Here is a 25,349-nt window from a genome sequence, read left to right as displayed (position 1 = left end):
GATTTCATCGACATGCAGAGGTTTCGGATGTCCCGAGACCTCTGTATTTTTATTGCAAAGATAAGGATTAAGGCGCTTATGCGGCGTTCATTTTTAATATAAAATCCAACTACCAATCGGTTGGGGGCGATGTTATGAATAAGGTGTAAAATTTTACATTTTCAGCAAATTGCAATAATACAGGGGTGCTACGTTTAAGGGGAAGACGATTTTGACAAGAAAACATGGGGAGGTAGGGAAAATGAAAACGGCCATTCCGTTCCAATTCCGGGGCAGGCAGCTTGCCGGTGCGTTTTTGGCAATGATATTGATGTTGTCCGCCCTTTTTGGCGGTCTGCCTGCGCAGGCGGCATCATCCGTTCTTACCGTGGCCGAAGCCATCGCCAAAAACAACAGCGGCGAAACCGCCACGATCGAAGGGTATATCGTCGGCGAGGTCTACAATTCGAAGCTCCTTTTTTCGGGTTTTCAGGACGACTTAAACGTGCTGATCGCGGATTCCCCCGGCGAAACGGGCAAGGACAAGCTGATCGACGTCCAGGTGACGGCGAGCTACCGTCCGCAGATCGGCCTCAAAACCAATCCCGGCAATCTCGGCAAAAAGATTCAGGTCACCGGAACGCTGACGGCGTACAGCGGCATGTTCGGCGTCAAAAGCCCGACGGCCATCACGTTATCGGGCGAGTCCGGCGGCGGGGATCCCGGAAGCGGGGGCGGGACGCCAAATCCGTCCGATCCCGGCAGCGAAAATATCGGCGTGCCTACGACGCTTCCCGACGGAACCGGCAAAAAGGTGTTGTTTGACCAAAGCCACGGGCAGACGGCCGGCGCCGCCGATTGGGTGATCGACGGAGCCTTTTCCGATTTTGCGGACGGCTTAAGGGAAGCGAACTTTCAGGTGGATGCGCTGGAACGGACGCTCCCGATGAGCGCCCAAGCCTACGCTGAACCGACCGTTACTTTGAATAAATTGAAGCCGTACGACGTGTTTATCATCGGCGAAGCCAACATTCCTTTTAAAGCCTCGGAGCAAGCCGCGATGCTGCAATACGTCAAGGAAGGCGGCAGCATTTTCTTCATCTCTGACCATTACAATTCCGACCGGAACCTGAACCGTTGGGATTCCTCCGAAGTGATGAACGGATACCGCCGCGGAGCTTTCGGCGACCCGACCAAAGGCATGGCTGCCGCCGAAGCCGCATCGGGCGCGATGAGGGACGTGACCAGCACGGATTGGCTGGGCCAAAACTTCGGGGTCCGTTTCCGCTATAATTCGGTCGGCGACGTGACCAAAACGGATGCGGTCAAATACGACCAATCCTTTGGCATCACGGCAGGCGTCAACGACGTCGAAATGCACAGCGGCTCGACGCTGGTCATCCTCGATCCGAAGCGGGTCAAAGGGATCGTATACTTGCCGCAAAACGTGCCCGGCTGGAACAACGCGGTCGAAAACAGCGACAAGAAAAATTTCCCGACCGGGGGCGTATACAAAAACGGCGGCAAAGCCGAAGGACCGTATGCGGCCATCGCCAAGCTGGGAAAAGGCAAAGCCGCGTTCATCGGCGACTCTTCGCCGGTGGAGGACGCGAGCCCGAAATACGTCCGCGAAGACAACGGCAGCAAGAAAAAAACCTATGACGGATTCAAAGGCGAAGCCCAGGACGGCGTCTTCCTCGTGCAAACCGTAAAATGGCTGGCCATTCACGAGGATTACGAGACGTTTGAAAACCGGGGCATTGCGCTGGACGAGCCGACGCCGCTGCTCGGAGCGCTCGAGGAACCGGCGACTTCGGCCGAAATCCCCGGCACGGAGCCCTGGACGACACCGGCTGCAGGCTATAAATGGTACGATCCTGCAACGTATAAAGCAGGCTCTTACGGTTCCGGCGATAGCGGTCCGGTGGTGACGATTCCGGAGCTGACCACGATCCGAAACGCCAGGTCCGCTGCGGACAACAGTTACGTGACGGTACAAGGCGTCATCACGTCCGAACCGGGAATATTCGGCGGATCGGGATTTTATTTGCAGGACGGAACCGCCGGCATCTATGTCTATCCAAGCGCGGCAACGGGATTCCACGCAGGCGACAAAATTAAAATGACCGCCCAGAAAACGGTCTTCAACTCCGAGGCGGAGCTGATGAACGAAGTTCAGGTTGCCAAGCTGGACGATTCGGCGGGCATTCCGGCGCCGACCCCCATCGTTCAAGATACGGTGAACGACAGCAATCAAGGGCAGCTGATTACCCTGAAAAATATGACTGTACGGAATTACCAGACCGTTACCGGTTCGCTGGAATTCGACCTGGTCAACGGAAGCGTGACCAACCGTGTGCGCGTGGACAGCCGCACGGGGGTTCAAGCCGATAGGCTGAAGCAGTCGTTTCCGGAAGGAACGAAGGTCGACATCACCGGCATTTCGTCCATCTTCAAAAACAATTACCAGCTGAAGCTGCTGAAACTGGAAGATATCCGGCCGGCGGGAGCGGGCCCGGAGAAAAGCAATGCGGCAACGATGACGGGGCCGGCTTCCGCTTATGCGGGGGCTCCCGTCGACGTGGCGGTTGGCGTCAGCGCGTTGACATATTCCTTTACCGCAATGGACGTCACGATCCAATACGATCCGTCCAAGATGACGTTTCAAACGCAAACCGATCAGGAAGGCCGTCCCGTTCTCGCCGAGGGGGCGGTCGCTTCTTCCAGGGAAGGCTTGAATTTGCTGGCGGCGGGCATCAAGCCGGAAGCGGGACAAATCCGGCTGCTGCTGGCAAGCACCGGGGAGGCGAATGCGATCAAAGAAAGCGGCGAATTGTTTCAACTGCATGGCAAGCTGAGGGAGGATGCGGCCGGCAGCGCGGAATTGTCGGTGACGGCATTTACGGTATCCTCGGACGGCGCTTCGCAGGACATCGACACGGGCGGGGCCGCCGTTCAGATCCAAGTGGCAACGGCTGACCGCAGCGCGCTTCATGCAGCCATTCAGGATGCGCAACAACTGGCGGATCAAGCCGTAACGGGTACCGAACCGGGGCAATATCCGCCTGCGGCCAAGGCCGACCTGCTTGCGGCCATTCAAGCGGCAACCGCGGTTTACAACGATGCATCCGCTACCCAAACGCAAATCAATGCGGCGCTGGCTGCGCTGACAAGCGCCGTTCATACCTTTAAAAACGCGGTCATTCCGGTGCCGTCCGTTCCTGTGGACAAGTCCGCCTTAAACGCGGCGATCGCTTCGGCTCAGAACGTATACGACCGCGCCGCCGCAGGCGAAAAGATCGGACAGTATCCGGCGTCGGCCAAGTCGGCGTTTCAAACCGCGATCCAGTCCGCCGTTTCGGTGAAAAACAGCTCCGCGGCTGCCCAAGCCCAGGTTGATGCCGCGACAGCCGCGCTGAACAATGCGGTTGCGGCCTTCAAGACGAAGCTGATCACGCTGGTGCCGGGAACGGGCAAAATTACCGTGCAGGACCTGTCGATCATGGCCAAATATTTCGGCATCACATCGGCCGACGGCAACTGGAGCCGCGTGGCCTCCGCCGATCTTTTCAATGAAGGGGAAATCACGATCCGCGCGCTGGCCGGCGTCGCCCAAATGATTATCGGCGATTGGTACGGCAAATAAACCAACGAAGGATGAATCCAACACCCATCGCAGAAGGCGGCCGTATGCCGTTTTCTGCGATTGGCATGTTCGAAAGGATGAAGCCCATTGCTGAAAAAGTTAGCCTCAATTCTCGGACTCGTGCTCGTATTCGGGTGGTTTGCCGCGCAAACGCAGGCGTCGGCGGATGACGCAGCCCCCGGCGTCTCTCTGCAATCAACGTCCAGCGGGAATCAAATCACGGTCGTCGTGACGGGAGAACATCTTAAAGATCTGTACGCTTACGATTTCACGCTGAAATACGACGCGCAGAAGCTTTCATATCAAAGCGCCTCAGCAGGCCCGAACGGTTTCTCCGTCGATCCGATCGTCCGAAACGGGACGGTCCGGATCGCGCATACCAAGGTAGGCAAAACGGCCGGCGACAACGGCACCGTTCAATTGGCCTCCGTTCAATTCGCGAGGCTGCAGAAGGGCAGCGCCGACGTTTCGCTGCATGACGTCAAACTGGTGGACTCCAAGCTGAATGCTGCCGCAAGCAAGATCATTACCGTATCCATTTCGATCAAGGAAGGAAGCGTCCCCGTACCGGCTGCCCTGAAAGATATCGGCGGTCACTGGGCCAAGGACGCCATCGAGCAGGCCGTGCAGCAAGGCTGGGTGAAGGGTTACGCGAACGGGACGTTCCAACCGGGCAAGGAAGTGACGCGGATCGAGTTGGCCGCCATGCTGATCCGGGCCCTGGGGGCGGGCGACGCTGCCCGCCAGCCTGTCCAATTTAAGGATGCGAAGAAAATTCCGGCATGGGGACTGCCTTTCGTGGAAGAAGCGGTAGTCCGGGGGATCATGAACGGTTACGCCGATGGATCGTTCGGGCCGGCGAGGAAGATTACGCGGGCGGAAATGGCCGCCATGGCCGTCCGTTCGCTGCCTTCGACCGAAGCGCCGGCAGGCGGCGGCAAGCCTGCTTTTGCCGACGGCGCGCAAATCCCCGCCTGGGCCAAGCCTTACGCCGAGACGGCGGCACAGCGGGGCATCATGAGCGGGCGAAGCGGCGGCTTATTTGCGCCAAACGCCCATGCGACCCGCGCCGAGGCGGTGGTCGTCATTTCGGCATTGCTGCAGCAGAAATAATGCTATCGAAAATATCGATAGCATGGAAAAAATTCTTTATTGAAAGAAGCTTCCGCTAAATCGAAGATATGTGCTATACTTATGTAAGTAACCATTCGGGTTGCTTTTTCATACGATGACGCAGTATCATGGTATGAACGAACTCAAACCAATACTAAAAATATGAATATGGATCTTCGGGGTAAGGTGAAATTCCTGACCGGCGGTGAACGTCCTTGAACGCCAAAGCGACGTCAAGCCCGCGACTCCTGCTTTTCAAGCGATTGAAAGGCAGCGACTGACCTGGTGGGATTCCAGGGCCGACGGTAAAGTCCGGATGGGAGAAGATCAATAGAGCAGGTTTGCCGGAAATGTTTTTTCGTAACATTTCCGCAGGCTTATTTGATCAGCCCCCGTTTTGTCGATTTCGGTCGATATACGGGGGTTTTCCAATGTTGACTCCGTATTCAGGCAAGGGGATTAGGAATATGGAAAACGTAAGCAACAAGTTCAAGCTGAATCCCGCCCTGCGCAAGCAGGCGGTCCGCCCGAAAACCGGCTTTTGGCTGGTCGTGCTCGGGGCGGCATTGTGGGGAGCGGACCCGCTCTTCCGGATCATTTTGCTGCGCGAGCAGATCACGCCGACGCAGATCGTTTTGCTCGAACATATCATCATTGCGCTGTTCGTGGCGCCGATGCTTTGGAAGCACCGCTCCGAATTAAAAGGGCTTAAGCTGCGCCATATCGGCGCGCTGCTGTTCCTGTCCTGGGGCGGCTCGGCCATCGCGACTATTCTGTTCACGCTGGGGCTGACCCACGGCAATTTGAACGCTGTCCTGCTGCTGCAGAAAATGCAGCCGATTTTCGCCATTCTCATGGCGCGGGTCCTGTTGAAGGAACAGCTGCCGAAGAAGTTCGGCTGGCTGCTGCTGCTTGCGCTGGCAGGCACCTACCTGCTCACTTTCGGGTTTACGTTCCCGTTCGGCCATGTCAACGATTTCGTCCAAGTGGGAAGCCTGCTGTCCCTGGGCGCGGCGGCGCTGTGGGGCGGCTCGACCGTCATGGGCCGCCTGATGGTCGGCAAAATGGAATACGAAACGGTCACTTCGCTTCGTTTCATCGTGGCGCTGCCGCTCCTGATCGCCATTACGATCAATCAAGGGGATCCTTGGCATGTTCCTTCCGGCGCTGGCACGATCGCGGCCGTATCGATCAACTTGCTCGGCCAGGCGCTGCTGCCCGGCTTGTTCAGCCTGATGGTGTATTATAAGGGCCTGACGACGACCAAAGCGTCGGTGGCGACCCTCGCGGAGCTGAGCTTCCCGATGGTCGGCGTGCTCATCAACTGGATCGCGTTCCAGGAGGTCGTGAAATTCCACCAAATTTGCGGGTTTGTCCTGATCTGGGCCGTCCTGTTCATCATATCGCGCCAAAGCGCAAAGGAATCGTAAACGTATTTTCTGGTGGCCTTCCCTATAAAATAATTCAAAGCTGTTGCCTTAAAAGGCTGCTTCCGGGGCGGTTTGTCCGCCCGCGAAAGCGGCCTTTTTTTCGCGCGTGAATAACTTTTAGGGACCCAAGATTTTCAGTCATGATTTAAACGGTTCGACATACATTTTTATAAGTAAGCGCTTGCAGAATACGTTTTAGAAATGGTCGGTGCAATTCAAGATTCAAGATTCAAGGTGTCAATGTGATGAATGGGGGAATGTTCATGAGGCTGAAATTCGCTTCGAAACCGCTGATGGCGCTTTTGATGGCGGGAGTTCTCATCGCAGGCTGCCAAACCGTGCAGCCGCCGTCCGCTTCGGAAACGCCGAAAACGCAGGAAGGTAACAAACCGCCTTCGGGCACTCAGACGGAGCCTTCCAAAGAACCCGCGACCGGAACCTCCAAAGGCGACGCCAAGGAAACGCCGCGAAACGAAACGTTGTACGTCAACGGCCTGCAGTGGGGAGCACCGACGAACTTCAACCTGCTGAGCGGCAATCCGGCTTTTCCGATCAATTACGGCAACTCCCGGGAGCTGGTGTACGAAACGTTGTTCATGATCAACCAGCTGAACGGGGCGCTTGAGCCGCTGCTCGGAACCAAATACGAATGGAAGGACGATACGCTGCATGTCGAGCTGAACAAGGACGCGAAATGGAACGACGGCAAGCCGTTCACTTCGGAGGACGTCGTTTATACTTACGAGCTCGGCAAAAAATACGACATCAACTGGAGCAGCTATTGGACGAATATTTCCGAAGTAACCGCCGACGGGGCCAATGCCGTCAACATCAAGCTGAACAAGGATAATCCCAACCGGCTGAGGGTGCTGGACAGCATTGAATTGATCCCGATGCTTCCGAAGCATGTTTGGGAGGAAATCGAAAAGAAAGCGGGCAACGACCTGTCCGCCATCCGGAAAGAAGTCAACGATAACCCGGTCGGCACGGGGCCATACAAGCTGTATTTCTACAACGACCAGAAAATCACGATCGAGCGCGACGACAATTATTGGGGCAAATCGCTGTTCGGCAAACTGCCGGCTCCGAAATACATCACGCACGTCATTTACAAGGATAACGCGGCCGGCGACCTGGCTTTCAAGAGCGGCCAAGTGGACGTATCGCAGCAGTTCATTCCGCAGGTCTGGAACATGTGGGAAAAGGGAGCGCCGATCAAGACGTTCCTGAAGGACGCTCCGTATTACGTGCCGGGTTCCATGCCGTCCGTCTTCTTCAACATGTCGAAAAAAGGGCTCGACAACGCCGACGTCCGCCGCGCCATCGCGATGGCCATCGACTACAAAAAAATATCGGATCTGGCGATGAGCGGCTACTCGGCGGCGATGGAACCTTCCTTGACGCTGAATACCGACGCCGAATCCAAATACGTCGACAAAGACGCGATCAAACCGCTCCAGTGGACGACCGACGTCAAAGCGGCCAATGAACTGCTCGACAAAATCGGGGCCCAAAAAGGCAAGGACGGCATCCGCGTCCTGAACGGCACCCGCCTCGGTCCGTATGAAATCGAATGCCCGTACGGCTGGTCCGACTGGAACGCGGCGCTGGAAATCGTCGCGCAAAGCGCGAAGGCGATCGGCATCGAAATCCGCACGAAGTTCCCGGAAGCTCCGGTATGGACGAACGACCTGCAAACAGGCAAGTTCGACATCATCATGAACACGCCGGCCGGCGGCGTCAATCCGAGCCAGCCTTGGAGCCGGGCCCATGACATCATGTACTCGAAAGGCGTGGCGCCTGCCGGAGAAATGGCGTTCTGGAACTGGGGACGCTACAAAAACGACAAGGCCGATCAAATCATCGACCAAATCCCTACCGTCACCGACGAAGCGCAGCTGAAAAACCTGTATACCGAGCTGACGAAAATCTGGCTGACGGATATCCCTTCCGTTCCGCTGATGTACCGCCCATGGGTGTTCCACACCGTCAACGAATCCGTATGGAAGGGGTTCCCCGTCGACGGGGACGGCAGCAACATTCCGCCGCAAATCGCCATGGACGGCGCGGGCATCCGGGCCTTGTACCAGATTCATAACTGAGGAGGCCGCGCAATCCGGAAGCCCAATCATGTTCGAGTGACGGCCCAAAGCAAACATGCACGCAGCCTGCATAAAGGACGGCTTTCCAGGCCGTACCTATGCGGGCTCTCCGTCACCGGCAGCATGATATTCCGCCGCGCAAGTCCGAAGGGGGGAGCTTTTCGTGAACGCCTATTCGAGATATTTCGTGAAAAAGCTGTTTTGGTACGTGCTGACGCTCGCCATCGCCATCACGCTGAATTTTTTCCTGCCGCGGATGATCGAAGGCAATCCCGTAAGCATGATCGTTTCGCAAATGTCGCAGGGCATGACGGACAGCGATACGATCAAACGCGTCTATGAGACGTTTATGGCCGAATTCGGGATCGACAAGCCGATTTGGATGCAGTTTCTCATCTACGTCAAAAACCTGTTCACCGGCGACTGGGGAACCTCCTTCGGGCTGTACCCGAAAAAGGTGACCGACATTTTGGCTTCCGCCGTGCCGTGGACGGTCGGGCTCCAGCTTCCCGCCATTTTGGTCGGCTGGATTTTGGGCAACGTGCTCGGGGCGGTAGCCGCTTATAAAAAAGGCGTCTTCGACAAAGCGATTTTTCCGGTGGCCTTGTTTATCAACTCGATCCCGTTTTTTACGCTTGCCATCATCATGCTGTACCTGTTTGCGCTCACCCTGGGGTGGTTTCCGCTTTCCGGCGGGTACGATTTTCAAATGGTGCCAAGCCTTAGCTTCGAATTTATCGGCTCGGTGCTCCGCCACCATACGCTGCCGTTTTTGTCCATCGTGCTCGTGACGATCGGCGGGCAGGCCATCGGGATGCGCGAAATGTCCATCTACGAGCTGAACGCCGATTACGTGCTGTACGCGAAGCTGCTGGGCATCCGGGATTCGAAAATCGCCAGGTACGTGTTCCGCAACGCCATGCTTCCGCAAATTACGGGACTGGCTCTGTCCCTCGGGACGATGGTCGGCGGCTCCCTGATCTGCGAAATCGTGTTCAGTTACCCGGGGCTCGGCACATGGATGTTCACGGCGATCCGCCAATTGGACTATCCGCTGATCTCCGGCTGCACGCTGCTGATCGCCATCACCGTGCTGCTCGCCAATTTTACGATCGACATGGTTTACGGATTGATCGACCCGAGAATCAAAGCCTCGCAAATGGAGGAACAGTGAGATGAAAAATTCGTTCGCTATTCTTCTGAAATCGCCGAAGTTCATGATCGGCGCCGTATTGTTCCTGCTGATGCTTGCGCTCGTGCTGATCTACCCGCAGATCAACCGCAAGGACCCGCTGGAGATGATCGCCCTCGCCTTCCAGCCCCCGGACGCCAACCTGTGGCTCGGCTCGGACAATTTCGGGCGCGATTTGTTTCTCGAGCTGATGTACGGCATCCGGACTTCCATCCGCGTCGGGCTGATCGCCGGCGTGTTCGCCACCGTCATCGGCCTTTTCATCGGTCTGGTTTCCGGCTACGTCGGCGGCATGCTCGATAACCTGCTGACCGCCGTCACGAACATTTTTATCGTCATCCCGTCATTCGTCATTCTGATCCTCATTTCGGTCAGCATCAATTCGCGCAGCTCGCTCGTGACCGCAATCATCATCGGCATCACGAGCTGGCCGTGGACCGCGAGGGCGGTCAGGGCGCAAACCACGTCGCTGCGAAACCGGGATCACGTCCATATCGCCAAAATATCCGGTCACAGCACGCCCAAAATCATCGTTTTCGAAATTCTCCCGTATATCGCTTCGTACGTCGTCATGGCGTTTGTGCTGCAAACCGCCTCGGGCATCCTGTCGGAGGCGTCGATCTCCATGCTCGGCCTGGGGCCGTACAACACCATTTCGCTCGGCATCATCATGAACTGGGCGCTCGTGTTCGAGGCGCCGGTGGCGGGGGCATGGTGGGCGTTTATCCCGGCAGCGTTATCGATCGCGCTGATTACGTTCTCCCTCTACATGATGAACACGGGCATGGACGAGATCTTTAATCCGAAAATAAGGAGCTAAGGCGTATGAGCACGAACATTTTGGAGGTCAGCGGCCTGAAGACCTATTATAAAACCCGCCTGAAGGAAAAGGTGTTTGCGGTGGACGGCGTCGATTTTAATCTGGAGGAGGGGAAGACGCTCGGCATCGCGGGAGAATCGGGCTGCGGAAAATCGACGCTTGCGCTCAGCCTGATGGGCTTTTATTTCCCGCCCCTCCATTACGGCAGCGGTTCCATCCGAATCTCCGGCAACGACATTATGAAGCTGAGCAAGGAGCAGCTGAGGTCGAAAGTTTCCGGGCGCGAAATCGCCTATATCCCGCAGGCGGCGATGAACGCGCTTAATCCGACGCTGCGAATCATCCGGTTTATCGAAGACATCATGAAGGAGCACCGGCCCGAATTGTCCAAAAAGCAGGTATGGGAGCTGGCGGCAGATCGTTTTAAGACGCTGAATCTGCCGGAAAAGGTGCTGAAATCGTATCCGAGCGAGCTGTCGGGAGGGATGAAGCAGCGGACGGTCATCGCCATTTCCACCATCCTCAATCCGAAAGTGCTGATCGCCGACGAACCGACTTCCGCGCTGGACGTCACTTCGCAGAAAGCGGTCATCAAGCTGCTGAAGGATCTGCTGGACAAAAAGTATATCCGGTCGCTCGTTTTTATCACGCATGAGCTGCCGCTGCTTTATCATGTCACGGACGAAATCATGGTCATGTACGCGGGCGAAATCGTCGAGCGGGGCACGGCGGAGCAGATGATTTTTGATCCCGTCCATCCGTATACGAAAAAATTGATGGGTTCCATCCTCGTTCCGGAGGAAGGCATGAAAGGCCAAAAGCTGGCCGCGATTCCCGGCGCTCCGCCGAATCTGAAGCAGGTGCCGCCCGGCTGCCGGTTTGCGGAACGCTGCTCCTTTGCGCAAAGCGAATGCAAAACCGGCAAGGTGCCGATTCGCGCGGGCGGGAACCATTGGTACCGCTGCCTGTTTGAAACGGAAACGCTGAAGGAGTGGTATGCGAATGAACCATCGTGACCTGTTGATCCGCGGCAGAGGCCTTACAAAAGTGTTCGGTTATGGCAGCCAAAAAACGACCGCCGTGGATGCGGTGGATTTCGATTTTCATAAAGGGGAAATCATTTCGATCGTGGGCGAAAGCGGAAGCGGCAAAACGACGCTGGCCAAAATGATCATGGGCCTTCTGAAGGAATCCTCCGGGATCATCGAGTATAAAGGGCAGCCCCGCCGTTTGAAGTCCCATGCCGAACGGAAACGGTATTGGAAAGATATCCAGGCGATTTTTCAAGATCCGTTTTCGTCGTTTAACCTGTTTTACCGGGTGGAAAAATTGCTGCTCGATTGCATTAAGCTGCAGGGGCTGAAGCTGACGAAGGAAGAGCGGTACCGCAAAATGCAGGAAGCCTGTTCCTTCGTCAATCTCAAATTCGAGGAGCTGCACAACAAATACCCGTTCGAGCTGTCCGGCGGCCAGATGCAGCGGCTGATGATCGCCCGGATTTTCATGCTGCACCCGAAGGTGCTCATCGCCGACGAGCCGACGTCCATGGTGGACGCGTGCTCCCGTTCGACGATTCTCGATATGCTGCTGAAGCTGCGGGACGAAAACGAAATGACGATCATCTTCATCACGCATGACGTAGGGCTGGCTTATTACGTAAGCGATACGATCTACATTATGGAAAAGGGGAAAATCGTCGAAAGCGGCCCCGCCGAGGACATGATCCTGAATCCGCAGCACGGGTATACCCGGCAGCTCATCAACGACGTCCCGAAAATCCACTCGGCCTGGGATTTGGGGTCGTAGGAAGGAGCTTGGCTTTGCGCGAACCAAGGATGGAGCCGGAGGAAATCTCCGGGCTCTATCCCTGCATATAAAGGCTGCCTGGACTGCGAATCATTTCCGTTTTTATGCGATCGATTCCTTGAAAATGGCTATGAAAACGAAACGTAAAATATTTTTTTTAGCAGCTTTCTTTTTGATGACGGCTAAAATATTCCAGCTAAAAGCATGCATGAAGGGAGGGGGACGAAGCCCGAACCCGGCGCGGATCAAGAAACGGAAGGAAATTTCATGGTCAAAACAGATGGAAAACATTGCTTTGAAGCGCTTTCAAAATAAGGTTTACAGATGCCGGGTTCTGATTTAAAATAAAAAAGGTTTTAAGTTGTCGACAAGTATACTTGTAATATTGAAAAATCGGTTCAGGATGAAAAACTGCGAAAGGTTGGAACGGCACTGCGCGGATATGATAAAATCCTATTAGTATGCTTACGAATCGGGATTGATAAACAATCCTTGAAATAGGAGAGTTGTCTGATGTTGCAGTATCCTTCGGCCTGGCTGCAGAACGCATCCCTTGGGGAAACCATCGCGTGCGAGCTGAGGCTTCGAATCATCAACGGAACGATCAAGACGGGCGAGACCATTTCGGAAAATTGGGTGGCTTCCGAGTTCGGCACAAGCCGTTCCCCGGTGCGGGAGGCTTTAAAAACGCTCTCAAGCGAAGGACTGATCCGGCTTGAGCGCATGGGGGCCGTCGTGGTCGGTCTGGACGTAACGGATGTCGAAGAGCTGTACGACGTTCGTTTTTTGATTGAAAGCTTCGCTCAGCAGCGGCTGGCCCAATCGGATGTGACCGGTTTGCTCGGCTGCCTCCAGCGGATCGTGGACAAAATGGAGCTGGCGATGAAACATAACGACGCCGTGGAATTTTCTTACCAGGACTTATCCTTTCATGAAACGATCATTACGGCCGCGAACCACAACCGGATTTTGCATCTTTGGAAGAGCATCCGGCCGATCGTCATGACCGTCATGCTGCTCACGACCGACGAAATTTTTTCGAAAGGCGAACAAAAGCTGCATTCGGTCATCGACAAACATTATACGATCATGAAAGGCTTGGAATCCCGCAAAAGAGACGTCATCGAACAGGTGGTCAGGGAATATTTCGCGGATTCCAGGAAAACGCTTCACAGCAGCATCCCCGGCCGTACATCCTGAAGCGGTCGGCACATGTCCCTACGCGGACGTTGCCGCTCAAAGTTGTCGACAAGTATACCAATACTTAAATTAAATGCTGGCAAATGGGCATGATAATTTGAAGGGAATTCATAAATCATCCAGAAAAACCAGGTGAAGAAAGGTAGGTTGTCTTGATGTCCAGTATTTTCGGTATGAGCCATAATTGGACGCTGATCGTTTGGACGCTTGTCGCGATTGCGTTTTTGATCGTATTTATCGCCAAATTCAAGTGGAACCCGTTCGTTACGCTGCTGCTGTCGGCGCTGATCCTCGGCTTTTTGACGGGCATGAAACCGCTTGATATCGTCGACTCGGTAACGAAAGGGCTTGGCGGAACGTTAAGCACGATCGCCATCGTCATCGGCCTCGGCACGATGCTCGGCAAGATGATGGCCGAGTCCGGCGGTGCCGAGCAAATCGCCACGACGCTCGTTAACCGCTTCGGCGAAAAACGCGTGCACTGGGCGATGATGATCGTCGGTTTTATCGTCGGGATTCCGGTGTTTTTTGAGGTGGGCGTCATTCTGCTCATTCCGATCGTGTTTACGGTCGCGCGGAAAACCAAAATGTCGCTCCTGCAAATCGGGATTCCGATTTTGGCGGGGCTTTCCACCGTGCACGGTCTGGTTCCGCCGCATCCGGCACCCATGATCGCGATTGATGCATACAAAGCCGATTTGGGTAGAACCATATTATATTCCTTAATCGTCGGCCTTCCGTCGGCGATCGTGGCAGGACCTCTTTTCGGCAAATGGATCGGCAAACGGATCAAGGTCGAGCCGCCGGCAGAGCTGGCAGAGCAGTTTTCGTCCAGCGGCGAGCGCAAGCTGCCGGGCTTCGGCATTACCTTGTTTACGATCCTGCTTCCTGTTATTCTGATGCTGATCGGTTCGATCGCCACCATTATCGATCCGAATGCCAAGCATGGATTAACCGTATTTTGCGAGTTTATCGGGCATGAAGTGATCGCGCTTTTGATCGCGGTCGTCTTTTCCTTTTTTTCGCTCGGCTTCTCGCGCGGTTTCACCAAAGACCAGATTTCCAAATTCACGAGCGAATGCCTGGCTCCTACTGCAACGATCATTTTGATCATCGGCGGAGGCGGCGCGTTCAAGCAGGTGCTCATTAACAGCGGCGTCGGCGACGCGATCGCGCAAATCGCCACGTCCGCGAATATCAACATCATTTTGTTCGCATGGTTCGTAGCGGCGTTGATCCGCGTGGCGACCGGTTCGGCTACCGTGGCCATGACGACGGCCGCAGGCATCGTCGCTCCGGTGCTGGCACTGAATCCCGGAGCGAGCCCTGAACTGGTCGCGCTGGCAACGGGCGCGGGTTCCCTCGTTCTGTCCCATGTCAACGACGCCGGTTTCTGGATGGTCAAAGAGTTCTTCAACATGTCCGTTCCGCAGACGCTGAAATCATGGACCGTGATGGAAACGCTGCTGTCGGTGGCGGGGCTTGCGTTCATTCTCGTCGTCAGTATGTTTGTATAATAATGAAACAAGAAGTTTCATCGATTCAAGAAAGAAGGTTAAAGCATGAGCAATAACATGATGATCGGCATCGATATCGGCACGACAAGCACCAAGGCCGTCATTTTCGAGGAGAACGGCAAGGTCGTGGCCAAGGGCAGCGAAGGCTATCCGCTCCATACCCCGACGTCATCGATTGCCGAGCAGGATCCGGACCTGATTTTCGCCGCCGTCATTCATTCGGTGAAGCAGGCGATGGAAAAAAGCGGGGCAGCTCCCGAGCAGATCATGTTCGTGTCCTTCAGCTCGGCGATGCACAGCGTAATCCCCGTCGGCGCGGACGGCAAGCCGCTGATGAACTGCATTACGTGGGCGGACAACCGCAGCGCGGAATGGGCGGAGAAGCTGAAAAAGGACATGAACGGGCATGAGATTTATTTGCGCACGGGCACGCCGATTCATCCGATGTCGCCGCTGTCGAAGCTGATTTGGCTGCGTCATGACGAACCTGATATCTATAACAAAGCGGACAAATTCATTTCGATCAAGGAATATGTCTTCGCGAAGCTGTTCAACCAGTACATCATCGATTATTCGATCGCTTCTTCGACCGGCATGTTCAATTTGGAGCAGCTCGATTGGGACAAGGAGGCGCTGGAGCTTGCCGGCGTCAAGCCGGACAATCTTTCCGTTCCCGTTCCGACGACCCATGCCGTCTCGGGGCTGAATCCCGTTTACGCCGAGGAGATGGGGCTTTTGGCCTCCACTCCTTTTATCGTGGGAGCAAGCGACGGCGTGCTGTCGAATCTCGGCGTCGATGCCACCCAGCCGGGTGTCGTCGCGGCGACGATCGGCACAAGCGGCGCGATCCGCACCGTCGTGGACCGGCCCGTGACCGATCCGAAGGGCCGCATTTTCTGTTACGCGTTGACCGACAAGAAGTGGGTCATCGGAGGACCGGTCAACAACGGAGGCATGCTGTTCAAATGGGTACGGGACGAGTTTGCCGCCTCCGAAGTGGAGACGGCGAAACGCCTCGGCCTTGATTCGTACGACCTGCTGACCCGGATCGCGGAGCAGGTGAAGCCGGGGGCGGACGGGGTGTTGTTCCATCCGTACTTAACGGGCGAAAGGGCGCCGCTGTGGAACCCGGACGCGCGCGGCTCGTTTTTCGGGCTGACGATGCATCACCGCAAGGAGCACATGATCCGCGCCGTGCTGGAAGGCGTTATATTCAATATGTACACGGTGCTGCTGGCGATGGAGGAAATCATCGGGCGTCCGACCAAAATCCACGCCACCGGCGGATTTTCGCGTTCCCCGCTCTGGCGCCAAATGATGGCAGACATTTTCGATCAGGAAGTCGTCATTCCCGAAAGCTACGAAAGCTCCTGCCTCGGCGCCGTGGTCCTTGGCCTGTACGCGCTCGGCAAAACCGATACGCTGGACATCGTTTCCGGCATGATCGGGTCCACCCACCAGCATAAGCCGATCAAGGAACACGCGCAAATTTACCACCGGCTGCTGCCGATTTTCATTAAAATTTCGCGGAACCTGGAAGAAGAGTATAAAGCCATCGCCGAATTCCAGCGGCAATTGTTCTAGTTCGGGCGCACGCATTGAACCCCCGTATGACATGGGTCATACGGGGGTTTTATTTTAGGAGGCGCAGTAAAATAAATACGCTACATGGCGCCCGGCGTTCCGGATCCTTTGTAGGGGAAGGGACTTAACCTGTTGAAGCCGGTTTAAGGAAAAGCGGGCCTTTTATTCTGCTTGAATTTTCCGAAAAACGTCGTAGCTTCTGCGGGCGCATTCCGAGATGGCGATCGGGTGGAAGCCGCTGACGTCCGCATACAACGTATCGTTCAGCGGCGCGGTCCACGATTCGGGCAGCGCTGCGGCTCCAAGCGATGCGCCAAGAATGGAGCCGACTGTCGCGCCGTTGCAATCCGTATCCCAGCCGCCAAGCACGGCGGTCGTGATCCCCTTTTCGAAATCGCCGCCGGAATGGATGAGCGCCGCCGCGCATAAGGCTGCATTATTGTTGGTATGAACGGCGTGATAGTGCTTGAAGGACTCCCATATTTTGGCGACCAGCTCCAAGGTGTCTTCCGTTTCCGCTGCGATCTGTACCGCCAAGGCCACATCTTCCGCCAAACGGCAGTTTTTCGGAATTTCGCTTAATCCGATCTCAATGATCCGTTTCACGTCGTTCTCTACGAATGCGGCAGCTATCATAGCCGAACAGAACATCGCGCCATAAATACCGTTCTTCTCATGGGAGAAGGAGGCATCCCTCCAAGCCAGCTCAGCCGCAAGCTCGGGCCGGCCGGCGGCCCCGTAAGCATAGCCGTCGACACGGATCTGGGCGCCGATCCATTCGCGGAACGGATTCAAATAGGAACGACACCAGCGGATATGTTTTTCCCAATCCTCCGGCTGCTCTCCGTTAATATACGAAGTGACGCGGGCAAAATTCAAGTAGGATTGCGCTTCGGCCGTGAACACCTGACCAAACGTCAAATGCCGGTGCCACAGCTTGCCGACGTCCCATGAATTAAAATCCAGACCGCGCTGCTCAAGCATAAGCAGGCCAAGCACCGTATAACGAATGTCGTCATCGGTTTCCATGAAACGGATATTGTCGCCGCAGCTGGCCAGGCTGCTCCAGCGGGCGATATCGATGCCGTACTCCGCTTTGGCTGCCGAATCGCTCGGCGTGTAGTGGCGGATCGGCCACTGTCCGGCGCCTTCAAACCACAGCTTGACGTTATGCCATCCCGGTTTGCCGTCCGACCCGCTCATAAAGGCGGGAGCCTCCAGCGGCTTGCCTAGAGCGCACCCAACGGCCCGGCCGAGCCAAGCCCCGTAAAACTTGTCCTGCCACTTATCTTCGTCCCTGTTGGCGGCAAGCATTCGTGGGCCTGTCGGGCGTTCGTTCCGAATCGATTCCAGATCGTTCGGCTCATCATATTTAAAATCCGTGCTTGGTTCTAATTTCGCGAGCTCGCGGTAGACATCCATCAACCGCGTTTCATCGGTGCCGGCGGCGTCAAGATGCTCCCGGAAACCTGCGACGTCGCATCCCTCTTCCCGGCGCTGCGTTATTTCCGCCAAGACCAATTCCCGTAATCCATGCCACTTCGTCATGGGCGTGCTCCCCCTTCATTGGCGTCCAGCCAAATCGAATTTTGCACTCATTATAACTTGCATCCGGAAGCCGTGACTTCTCAAATTGTGCAGGCGACCCTCTCATTTTTTGCTAGCGGAAAAGTTTCCCCCCGATTGCCGGTAAGCATTCGGGGACATGCCGACCTTTTCGTTGAAAATCCGGTAAAAGGTTGCCAAGCTTTGAAAGCCGCAGTCGAATGCGATCTCGGCGACGGATTTGTCCGTGCCGGCCAAATCCCGTTTGGCCGTCTGAACGCGCAGCAGCGACACATATTCCGAAAAGCGATAACCCGTCGCTTCCAGGAATGCCCGGCTTACGCGAGAGACGCTCAGCCCGAGTTCATCGGCCAGTTCCTTCAGGCTGATCGGTTCGCGATGGCGCTGCTCAACCAAAGCGGCCAGCGCTTGCGCATGGCGCGCAGACTGAACCATGCCGCTTCGTTCCTCATCCGTAAGCCGGTCGTTATAATGGCGCAGAAGGCGGCCGCATAGCTGAATCAGCGCGCTTTTTGCCATCGCCGGATAGCCAGGGGCTTTCTCCCGCAATTCTTCCGCGATGGCCAGCATCCAGGGGGCAAGCTGCCGCGCAAGCGCCGATCCGCCGGGGATATGATTGCAAAAATGCGCCGCGCGGTAAGAAAAAGGAAGCAGCAAGCCGGGTTCTTCCTGCAGCAGCAACGCGGCATCAAAATTAATGAAAAGATATCGGCTCGGGTCCGCCGGGTCCGCTTGGGCGATGTGCGGTTCCTCACTATTGACCAGAAACAAATCGCCGGGGCCGGCCTCATACCGTTTATGGCCGAAGAAAAAGAGGCCCTTGCCCGACAAGCAAAGGCCGATTTCCAGGCTTTCATGCACATGGGGCGGCTGCCTGTGCGCCGCGGGCGTCCATTCGAAAGCATTGATGGGAATGGGGTTGTCGTACGTGATATGAAGTTTCATCGGGACCTATGCCTCCTGACGGGATCGCTTTCCAGTAACCACTGAACGGGTGGTGTCTTTCCTCTCCCGTTTTAACTTACATATATACATTTTGAAGCATTTTCCACTCAGCCTCAAGCTTCTTGCATTCCGCCTTATCTTCCCGAATTACTGGGCGCAGGGAAACGGCGAAACGATCCGTCTCTTCGCGGAAGAACAAGACGAGAGGATCCGGAATGCTGCCGTGAAGCAGCGATATAGCCCAAAAACTGGACTAACGCAGGAGACATGGCGTTTGTGCCCCTTGCCTACGAGGCAAGGGGCATTTTTTGCTGATCCGGAGGGATTCGTTCGCGGTCAACTAGCTAGCGCTTCTGCTGAGCTCTTTTCGTTTGGTTAGTTGAGGCCGGCTTTTTATCCCATGCCAAAACCAAAATCAGTCCAATGATGCATGCCGCCCCCAGCCATTGGAAACGTCCAAAGGGCTCTTTCAGCCAAAACACGGTCGTTAAAACCGCAGCCAGCGGTTCCAAACTGCCTAGCAGGCTTGTTTCTTTGGGCGACAGGCTTTGCAGGCTTTCGATATAAAACCAAAAGGCGATCATGGTGCCGAAGAGGATCACGAATACCAGGTATACATAGGCTTCCGGCGTCAAGCTTTTAAAGTCGATTTGCCAAGGGGGATGAATGACGCTTAATCCCAAACCGCCGATGACCATCGCCCAGCCGACAATGACGAGGGAATCGTATTGCTTCAAAAGAGGACCTGCGTATAAGGTATAAAAAGCCAGCGCCGCTCCCGACAAAACACCCCAAAAGACGGCGGGAGCCGGCACGGATAATCGGGAAACGGAGCCGTCGGTCAACAAGAAAAAACAGCCGGCTAAAGCGAGGAGGACGGTCAGCAAATCCTTTCGCGTGAAAACCGTTTGTTTTCGCAGAACTAAATAGATAATAATCATGACCGGCGCTAAATATTGCAGCAGCGTGGCGACCGCAGCATTGCCGTATTTAATCGATGCCATATACGTATATTGAACCGCAAGCATGCCCAGCAATCCGAAGGCAACGAGCTGGAGGGCCGTCTTTTTATTTTTCCATACGACAAATAGTTGCGAGCGGTCTTTCGCCAACCATTGAACGGCCAAAAGCAGCACGCCGGCGATGAGCAAACGCGTCGTTACAAGCCAATCGATATCGACGGCCGTTTGTTGGAAAAGCTTTTGGGAAACGGTGCCGCTGATCCCCCAAAATACCGCTCCCGTGGTCACGAGAAACAATCCTTTTTTTCCTGATGATTTGTCCATGAACGGGATTCTCCACCTTAAATATAATGATAGTGTTATAATAGGTGGAAAGTCTGTTTAAATATATCGATATTGAATGAAAAAATATAAATATATTGAGGTAGTGGTCGTTTGCAGATCAAAAATTTCAAGATTGGCCAAAACTTAAAGGAACTCACCGAGCATCGGACGGTCGTATTGCCGGTTGCCTGTTACGAAACGACGATCCATCAAAATATACACGGATATATTCCGCTTCATTGGCACGATGAACTTCAATTTGTCCGGATGGTCCAAGGGGAAGCAAGCTTTCAAATCAACGAAGAGAAATTGGTCGTTCGACAAGGCGACGGGCTCTTTATCAATAGCGGCTGCCTGCACATGGCGGAGGAGCTGAATGAATCGGGCTGCGTCTATATCTGTTTGAATGTGTCCCCCGATTTCGTCGTATCGCCAGAGCTTTACGCCACATATGTAGCCCCTTATATTCAAGCGACGAATTTGCCCCACTTATATATTGAGTCCGATAAGCCTTGGGGAAAAAACATTTTGGATGCCGTATGGAACATTCATCAATGGCTTCAACAAAAGCCGCCTTACTTTGAAATCGATATGTCGCTAAATCTGGCGCTCATTTGGAAAAACCTTGTCATGAACGGCTTTCAACTCGAGCACGACCCGATGGAAGCGGCAAAGAATCGGCGGATGAAGGAAATGTTATGCTGGATCGATACGCATTACGCCGAAAAAGTCACATTGGATGAGATCGCAAGAGCCGGCCGATTGAGCCGTTCGGAATGCTGCCGGTATTTCAAACGAATGTTAAATACGACTCCGCTGAATTACGTGATCGATTACAGGATTCAAAAAAGCTTAGTCTTGCTGCAGCAAACGGAATCCAACGTGACGGAAGTCGCCTATAAGGTCGGATTTAACAGCACGAGTTATTTTATCGAAAGATTCAGGAAGTTGAAGAAGGTCACCCCGTTAGCCTACAAAAAATTAAAAATGGATGGTGGAAAGCTGGGACCGGCAAACATCAATTCATGATCGGCGAAACGAAAGGCTTCAGCCAAACGGCTGAGGTCTTTTTTTGCGTGTAACGTTTATTCGGGTCATCTGCTCCCATTCTCGCAAATACGCTTGGAAAATAGCAATTTTTCAGGGCAATCCGCCCGGATCGGCCTATGCCGTCCCGGGCCGAATGCCGATGATTGACATTAGTAGATTTTGAGAGAACCGTGGCGTTGGCCATGTCGAAGCTCGTTTACTTCACGTATACATACAGTATCACCAGTGACATCCATTTGAACGAAACCTAAGGAGGGGGGGCGGATGGAGTTTTAATAGAAAACGAGATTCCAGATTTCGAAGCAAAGGAGAGTTGTGCACTGGAAATAACATTTTTTTAGTTAGAGATGAGGGTTTAACATGCATGATTTCATGGTGTTGATTACGGTCTGTTCCTTCTTGTTCACCATCGGTTTTATCTTTTGGCGTCCCCAAGTCAACGAAGCGATTCCGGCAACGATCGGCGCGGCCTTGGTTCTGATCAGCGGCAGCGTCACGCTGGCCGACCTGGGGAATATCACGGAGACGATCAGCGGCGCGGCGGTCACGATCATGGCGACCATCGTCATGGCCATCGTTCTGGAAAGCTTCGGTTTTTTCCATTGGGCGACGGAGCTGCTCACCAGGCAGGCCAAAGGCTCCGGAATCCGGCTGTTTTGGCTGACGAACTTGTTCTGTTTTTTGATGACGCTGTTCGTGAACAATGACGGCAGCATTTTGATCACGACGCCGATCCTGCTGATGATGCTGAAAAACATCGGGCTCAAAAACCATCAAAAAATACCCTACCTAATCTCGGGCGCCCTTATAGCCACCGCTTCCAGCGCTCCGATCGGCGTCAGCAACATCGTTAACCTGATCGCGCTCAAAATCGTGAACATGGATTTGTACATGCATACGGCCATGATGTTCGTCCCCGCAACGCTCGGCCTCCTCCTGCTCACCGTCATCCTGTTTCTCATCTTTTACCGGACCCTGCCGAAAAGGATTCCTTCCCAACCGAAATGGATCTTAAAACCCGGGCAGCATCCGCTGCAGCAGCCGCTTCAGCAGGAAGACCGCACCAAATTCATGAGAAATATTTTGATTTTCGTTTTCTGCGTCCGCATCAGTTTGTTCGTCGCTTCCTTCGTTCACTTCCCGGTATCCTTGATGGCCGTCATCGGTTCTGCGTTTTTGCTCGCCTGGCGCTGGTACCGCCTTAAAATCCCCCCTACCGACATGCTGAAAAAAACGCCGTGGTACATTCTTGTCTTCGCCTTCAGCATGTACGTCATCATCTACGGCTTGAACAATATCGGTCTGACGGAATGGCTGATCCGGATGCTGCAGCCGCTCGTGTCGGGAAGCCTGCTGTACGCCAGCGTGCTGATGGGCGGCCTGCTCAGCGTTTTATCCAACATATTCAACAATCATCCGGCATTGATGGTCGGGACGATCACTTTGACGAATATGGGGCTTGACCCGCTCACGTTAAAAATATCATACTTGGCCAGCGTCATCGGAAGCGATATCGGTTCCCTGCTGCTGCCGATCGGCACGCTCGCAACCTTGATGTGGCTGCATATCGTGCGCAAAGGCGGCGTTAAGATCGGTTGGGGCCAATACCTGAAGGTGACAGCCGTTGCGATCCCCGTCACCGTGTTGTTTACGCTCATCGTCCTTTCGTATTGGGTCAGCTGGATTTTTTGATAATATCAGAGAGACGAAAAAGGACCTACGTTTTCGGGCAGGTCCATAATAGAGATGATGGATATATAGCATAATCTATGCCGGTACGGCCGAAAAGGAATAGGCAAATTTCTGTTTCAGGCACGGGACCATCCGTGACGAATCGGCAAAAAAACGGGACTTCAGGCGCTATAGGGCCGGAAGTCCCGTTTTGGTTTGGGAGGAAAGTGATGGATTTTGTCGAATATAGAGAACATCCGAAGGAAAGGAAGGAAGATTATTCGATGAGTATGAAAAAAAGCGGGCAGTCGTCCTTACGGGACGATGGAGTGCCGAAGAGAAACGCCCGACAGGGAACGCGCGCACGAAACGGAGGGCTCCGCAAATGGGCGATCATGCCGTTCGTTGCCGCCGGGCTGCTGCTGGGAACCGGGACGATAGCGACGCCGGCGTTTGCTGCGCAGGTGCTATCGGCAGGGACGGACCAAGATCAAAGCGAGGCGCTCTCCCATTTGAACAGCGTCCGGGCGAAGGCCGGACTGCAGCCGTTGCAGCTTAACGGCCTGATATTCAAGGCGGCAAGCCTTCATGCGGCGTATTACAACGCGAATCACGGGAAGAAAACCGAGGGCGCCCATAACGAAACCAAAGGGATGCCCGGGTATACGGGAGCAACCGTAACGGACCGGTTGAAAGCCGCCGGCTGGACGTTTGGTTCGAAGGGGTATTCCACCGGGGAGGTCATGCATTACAAGCAGGCGAGCAGCAAGGATGCGATCGACGGCTGGCTGGACACCGCCTATCACCGCAAAATCATTCTGAGCCCGAAATACAGGGAAGTCGGCTTCGGTTTGGCGGACGGAACGGCCGTGGCCGATTTTGCCGGTTTTTCGGAGCCTGGTCCGATCCAAGGAGGCATCTCGGTTTATCCCTATGACGGCATGACGAACGTCGGGGTCGGTTTTTACGGTCTTGAATCTCCGAACCCGTTGAGCCAATTTAACGTGGATCATTCCGGTTACATCATTTCGGCTACGACGGAACGGGATATGGTTTGGCATGAAGCGCAAATCGCGGACGAAAGCGGCGCGGCGGTGCCGTATTATGAGGAGCTTTACGGCGGGGATACGTTGTTCCTGTATCCCAAACAGATTCTGAAAGGCAATCATACATACAAAATATCGCTTTCCTATCAGATGAAAGGAACGTCCGGGAAGTTGCAAAAGACATGGTCTTTTACCACCGGAAAAGGACATCAATTGGTCTTCGTCCAATCCCGATATCCCGAGCTTGTTCTCAATGAAGGCGGGGAACTGCCGATCGAAGCCGAGGGGATGTATGACGACGGGGTGACGGAACCGCTCCAAACCGGAGTCGGCTACGTTAGCAGCGAGCCCAAAGGGCTGGCCGTCTCGCCGGAGGGCATGTTAAAAGGCGTTAAACCCGGCGATTATACGGTAACGCTGACATCGGGGAGCGTTCAAAACCGGATCAAGGTCAAAGTGCTGCCGAAGCTCAAGCTAAAGGAATATCCGGGAACGAATCCCGCCGCGATAACGGATATCGCCGGGCACACGGGCCGGTCCGCGATCGAATGGGCCCTTCGGTCGGGAGTGATGACCGCATCGGACCGCAATCAGTTTCGGCCCGATGCGGCGGTAACGGAGGCCGAATTCTGGACGGCGCTGCTTCGCATGTACCGAGTCGATGATGAAGCTTATGCGCCTGCAAAAAAAACGCATTGGGCGGACGGAGCTTATAAAGCCGCGGCCGAGCGGAACATTCCGCTTGCCGGAATCGCTAACAAAACCGCAAGGGACTTGGCGATTACACGTCAAAAAGCGGCCGAAATCATTGCTGCGGCGGATGGGGTGAACTACCCGGAAAGCCAAGCGGTCTGGTACGTCCTTGCGCTCGACTATGTAAAGGGCGTCACGGAACGCTCGCTGGATGGCTTCAAGGGAAGCGAGGAACTTACGCGGGGGGAGGCGGCGGAGCTGCTGCAGTATTTGCGGCCGAAGCTGAAAGAGCTTCGCGGCAGACCGGCGTCCGTAACGCCGTCAACCGTGCTGCCGCCGCTGCCGAAACGGGAAGTGTACCGTAAGCCGGATCGGTTGGAGGACTACATGTTCGTCGCGGATTTCCGTGCCGACCGTACGCTTGCGCTTGACGGAAAGTTTGCGGGCCACGCGGGGGAAACGTTGAAAATCATGGTGCAGACCGGGGGAGACCGGCCGCAGCAGATCGAGGACCTTCACGTTACGCTCGACAAGGACGGTGTTTTCCACCTGGCTACCGCGGGACCGTATAACGAGGATGCCTTAAACCTGTACCTGGTTACGCCCGAGGCTTATTATTGGATCGATGTCGCTGCCGGAAGCTTGAACGTGAACCAATATAAATAATGGCTGCATGTTTGGAAAAGCCGCTCCTTGAAACAAG

The 25,349-nt window shown here is 54.8% G+C and carries 17 protein-coding genes and 1 riboswitch; of the genes, 14 read left to right on the top strand and 3 right to left on the bottom strand.

The window, feature by feature from the left end; all coding sequences use genetic code 11:
- Window positions 1–241: 241 nt before the first annotated feature.
- From AC27KL_RS14215 to gntK, 11 genes are all read left to right on the top strand, one after another.
- On the top strand, window positions 242–3,625 hold the full coding sequence (locus tag AC27KL_RS14215) for a DUF6359 domain-containing protein (protein ID WP_487170108.1): 3,384 nt from the start codon (window positions 242–244) through the stop codon (window positions 3,623–3,625).
- 87 nt (window positions 3,626–3,712) lie between these two features.
- The gene (locus AC27KL_RS14210) at window positions 3,713–4,738 is read left to right on the top strand and encodes an S-layer homology domain-containing protein (RefSeq protein ID WP_487170107.1); all 1,026 of its coding nucleotides are present in this window, start codon (window positions 3,713–3,715) and stop codon (window positions 4,736–4,738) included.
- A 168-nt stretch (window positions 4,739–4,906) separates the two neighbouring features.
- Window positions 4,907–5,070, top strand: a riboswitch (FMN riboswitch).
- A 135-nt stretch (window positions 5,071–5,205) separates the two neighbouring features.
- Window positions 5,206–6,168: a DMT family transporter gene (locus tag AC27KL_RS14205; protein WP_487170106.1), complete on the top strand. Its 963-nt coding sequence runs from the start codon at window positions 5,206–5,208 to the stop codon at window positions 6,166–6,168.
- 263 nt (window positions 6,169–6,431) lie between these two features.
- Window positions 6,432–8,270: an ABC transporter substrate-binding protein gene (locus AC27KL_RS14200; RefSeq protein ID WP_487170105.1), complete on the top strand. Its 1,839-nt coding sequence runs from the start codon at window positions 6,432–6,434 to the stop codon at window positions 8,268–8,270.
- Window positions 8,271–8,433: 163 nt separating this feature from the next.
- Entirely contained in the window at window positions 8,434–9,444 is a 1,011-nt protein-coding gene (locus AC27KL_RS14195) for an ABC transporter permease (RefSeq protein ID WP_339323697.1), read from the top strand.
- 1 nt (window position 9,445) lies between these two features.
- Entirely contained in the window at window positions 9,446–10,282 is an 837-nt protein-coding gene (locus tag AC27KL_RS14190; RefSeq protein ID WP_339323698.1) for an ABC transporter permease, read from the top strand.
- 5 nt (window positions 10,283–10,287) lie between these two features.
- Window positions 10,288–11,298, top strand: a complete 1,011-nt coding sequence (locus AC27KL_RS14185; RefSeq protein WP_339323699.1) for an ABC transporter ATP-binding protein — start codon at window positions 10,288–10,290, stop codon at window positions 11,296–11,298.
- Window positions 11,285–12,088, top strand: coding sequence for an ABC transporter ATP-binding protein (locus tag AC27KL_RS14180; protein ID WP_487170104.1), 804 nt, complete (start codon window positions 11,285–11,287; stop codon window positions 12,086–12,088). Before AC27KL_RS14185 ends, AC27KL_RS14180 begins: the two co-directional genes overlap by 14 nt.
- Window positions 12,089–12,604: 516 nt before the next feature.
- A complete protein-coding gene (locus AC27KL_RS14175; protein WP_036712253.1) occupies window positions 12,605–13,288 on the top strand; it encodes a GntR family transcriptional regulator in 684 nt (227 codons plus the stop codon).
- 155 nt (window positions 13,289–13,443) lie between these two features.
- A complete protein-coding gene (locus AC27KL_RS14170; RefSeq protein ID WP_487170103.1) occupies window positions 13,444–14,805 on the top strand; it encodes a GntP family permease in 1,362 nt (453 codons plus the stop codon).
- A 45-nt stretch (window positions 14,806–14,850) separates the two neighbouring features.
- Window positions 14,851–16,389 carry a gluconokinase gene (gntK, locus tag AC27KL_RS14165; protein WP_487170102.1) on the top strand — a complete coding sequence of 513 codons (1,539 nt, stop codon included), beginning with the start codon at window positions 14,851–14,853 and terminating at the stop codon, window positions 16,387–16,389.
- A 162-nt stretch (window positions 16,390–16,551) separates the two neighbouring features.
- Here the strand turns inward: gntK and AC27KL_RS14160 are convergent, their stop codons facing one another.
- From AC27KL_RS14160 to AC27KL_RS14150, 3 genes are all read right to left on the bottom strand, one after another.
- Complete coding sequence (locus AC27KL_RS14160) at window positions 16,552–17,937, bottom strand: ADP-ribosylglycohydrolase family protein (RefSeq protein ID WP_487170101.1); 1,386 nt, start codon at window positions 17,935–17,937, stop codon at window positions 16,552–16,554.
- Between the two features lie 102 nt (window positions 17,938–18,039).
- On the bottom strand, window positions 18,040–18,900 hold the full coding sequence (locus tag AC27KL_RS14155; protein ID WP_487170100.1) for a helix-turn-helix transcriptional regulator: 861 nt from the start codon (window positions 18,898–18,900) through the stop codon (window positions 18,040–18,042).
- A gap of 344 nt (window positions 18,901–19,244) precedes the next feature.
- Window positions 19,245–20,186 (bottom strand): DMT family transporter, encoded by a 942-nt coding sequence (locus AC27KL_RS14150; protein ID WP_487170099.1) that lies wholly within the window; start codon window positions 20,184–20,186, stop codon window positions 19,245–19,247.
- 111 nt (window positions 20,187–20,297) lie between these two features.
- Between AC27KL_RS14150 and AC27KL_RS14145 the strand changes: the two genes are divergently transcribed.
- The 3 genes from AC27KL_RS14145 to AC27KL_RS14135 all read left to right on the top strand — a co-directional run bounded on the left by AC27KL_RS14145 (window position 20,298) and on the right by AC27KL_RS14135 (window position 25,312).
- Window positions 20,298–21,215: an AraC family transcriptional regulator gene (locus AC27KL_RS14145; RefSeq protein ID WP_487170098.1), complete on the top strand. Its 918-nt coding sequence runs from the start codon at window positions 20,298–20,300 to the stop codon at window positions 21,213–21,215.
- A gap of 381 nt (window positions 21,216–21,596) precedes the next feature.
- Window positions 21,597–22,928 (top strand): arsenic transporter, encoded by a 1,332-nt coding sequence (locus AC27KL_RS14140; RefSeq protein WP_339323707.1) that lies wholly within the window; start codon window positions 21,597–21,599, stop codon window positions 22,926–22,928.
- Between the two features lie 209 nt (window positions 22,929–23,137).
- Complete coding sequence (locus AC27KL_RS14135) at window positions 23,138–25,312, top strand: CAP and S-layer homology domain-containing protein (RefSeq protein ID WP_487170097.1); 2,175 nt, start codon at window positions 23,138–23,140, stop codon at window positions 25,310–25,312.
- Window positions 25,313–25,349: the final 37 nt, after the last annotated feature.

This window comes from Paenibacillus sp. YAE3 (assembly GCF_057546105.1).
Note: the sequence above shows the minus strand (reverse complement) of the source record. Positions and strands in the feature narration are given on the sequence as shown.

Coding starts and splice junctions, on each gene's coding strand:
- AC27KL_RS14205 (WP_487170106.1), top strand. CDS start 5,206: ATGGAAAACGTAAGCAACAAGTTCAAGCTGAATCCCGCCCTGCGCAAG.
- AC27KL_RS14185 (WP_339323699.1), top strand. CDS start 10,288: ATGAGCACGAACATTTTGGAGGTCAGCGGCCTGAAGACCTATTATAAA.
- AC27KL_RS14135 (WP_487170097.1), top strand. CDS start 23,138: ATGGATTTTGTCGAATATAGAGAACATCCGAAGGAAAGGAAGGAAGAT.
- AC27KL_RS14215 (WP_487170108.1), top strand. CDS start 242: ATGAAAACGGCCATTCCGTTCCAATTCCGGGGCAGGCAGCTTGCCGGT.
- AC27KL_RS14200 (WP_487170105.1), top strand. CDS start 6,432: ATGAGGCTGAAATTCGCTTCGAAACCGCTGATGGCGCTTTTGATGGCG.
- AC27KL_RS14170 (WP_487170103.1), top strand. CDS start 13,444: ATGTCCAGTATTTTCGGTATGAGCCATAATTGGACGCTGATCGTTTGG.
- AC27KL_RS14160 (WP_487170101.1), bottom strand. CDS start 17,937: ATGACGAAGTGGCATGGATTACGGGAATTGGTCTTGGCGGAAATAACG.
- AC27KL_RS14155 (WP_487170100.1), bottom strand. CDS start 18,900: ATGAAACTTCATATCACGTACGACAACCCCATTCCCATCAATGCTTTC.
- AC27KL_RS14180 (WP_487170104.1), top strand. CDS start 11,285: ATGAACCATCGTGACCTGTTGATCCGCGGCAGAGGCCTTACAAAAGTG.
- gntK (WP_487170102.1), top strand. CDS start 14,851: ATGAGCAATAACATGATGATCGGCATCGATATCGGCACGACAAGCACC.
- AC27KL_RS14150 (WP_487170099.1), bottom strand. CDS start 20,186: ATGGACAAATCATCAGGAAAAAAAGGATTGTTTCTCGTGACCACGGGA.
- AC27KL_RS14140 (WP_339323707.1), top strand. CDS start 21,597: ATGCATGATTTCATGGTGTTGATTACGGTCTGTTCCTTCTTGTTCACC.
- AC27KL_RS14190 (WP_339323698.1), top strand. CDS start 9,446: ATGAAAAATTCGTTCGCTATTCTTCTGAAATCGCCGAAGTTCATGATC.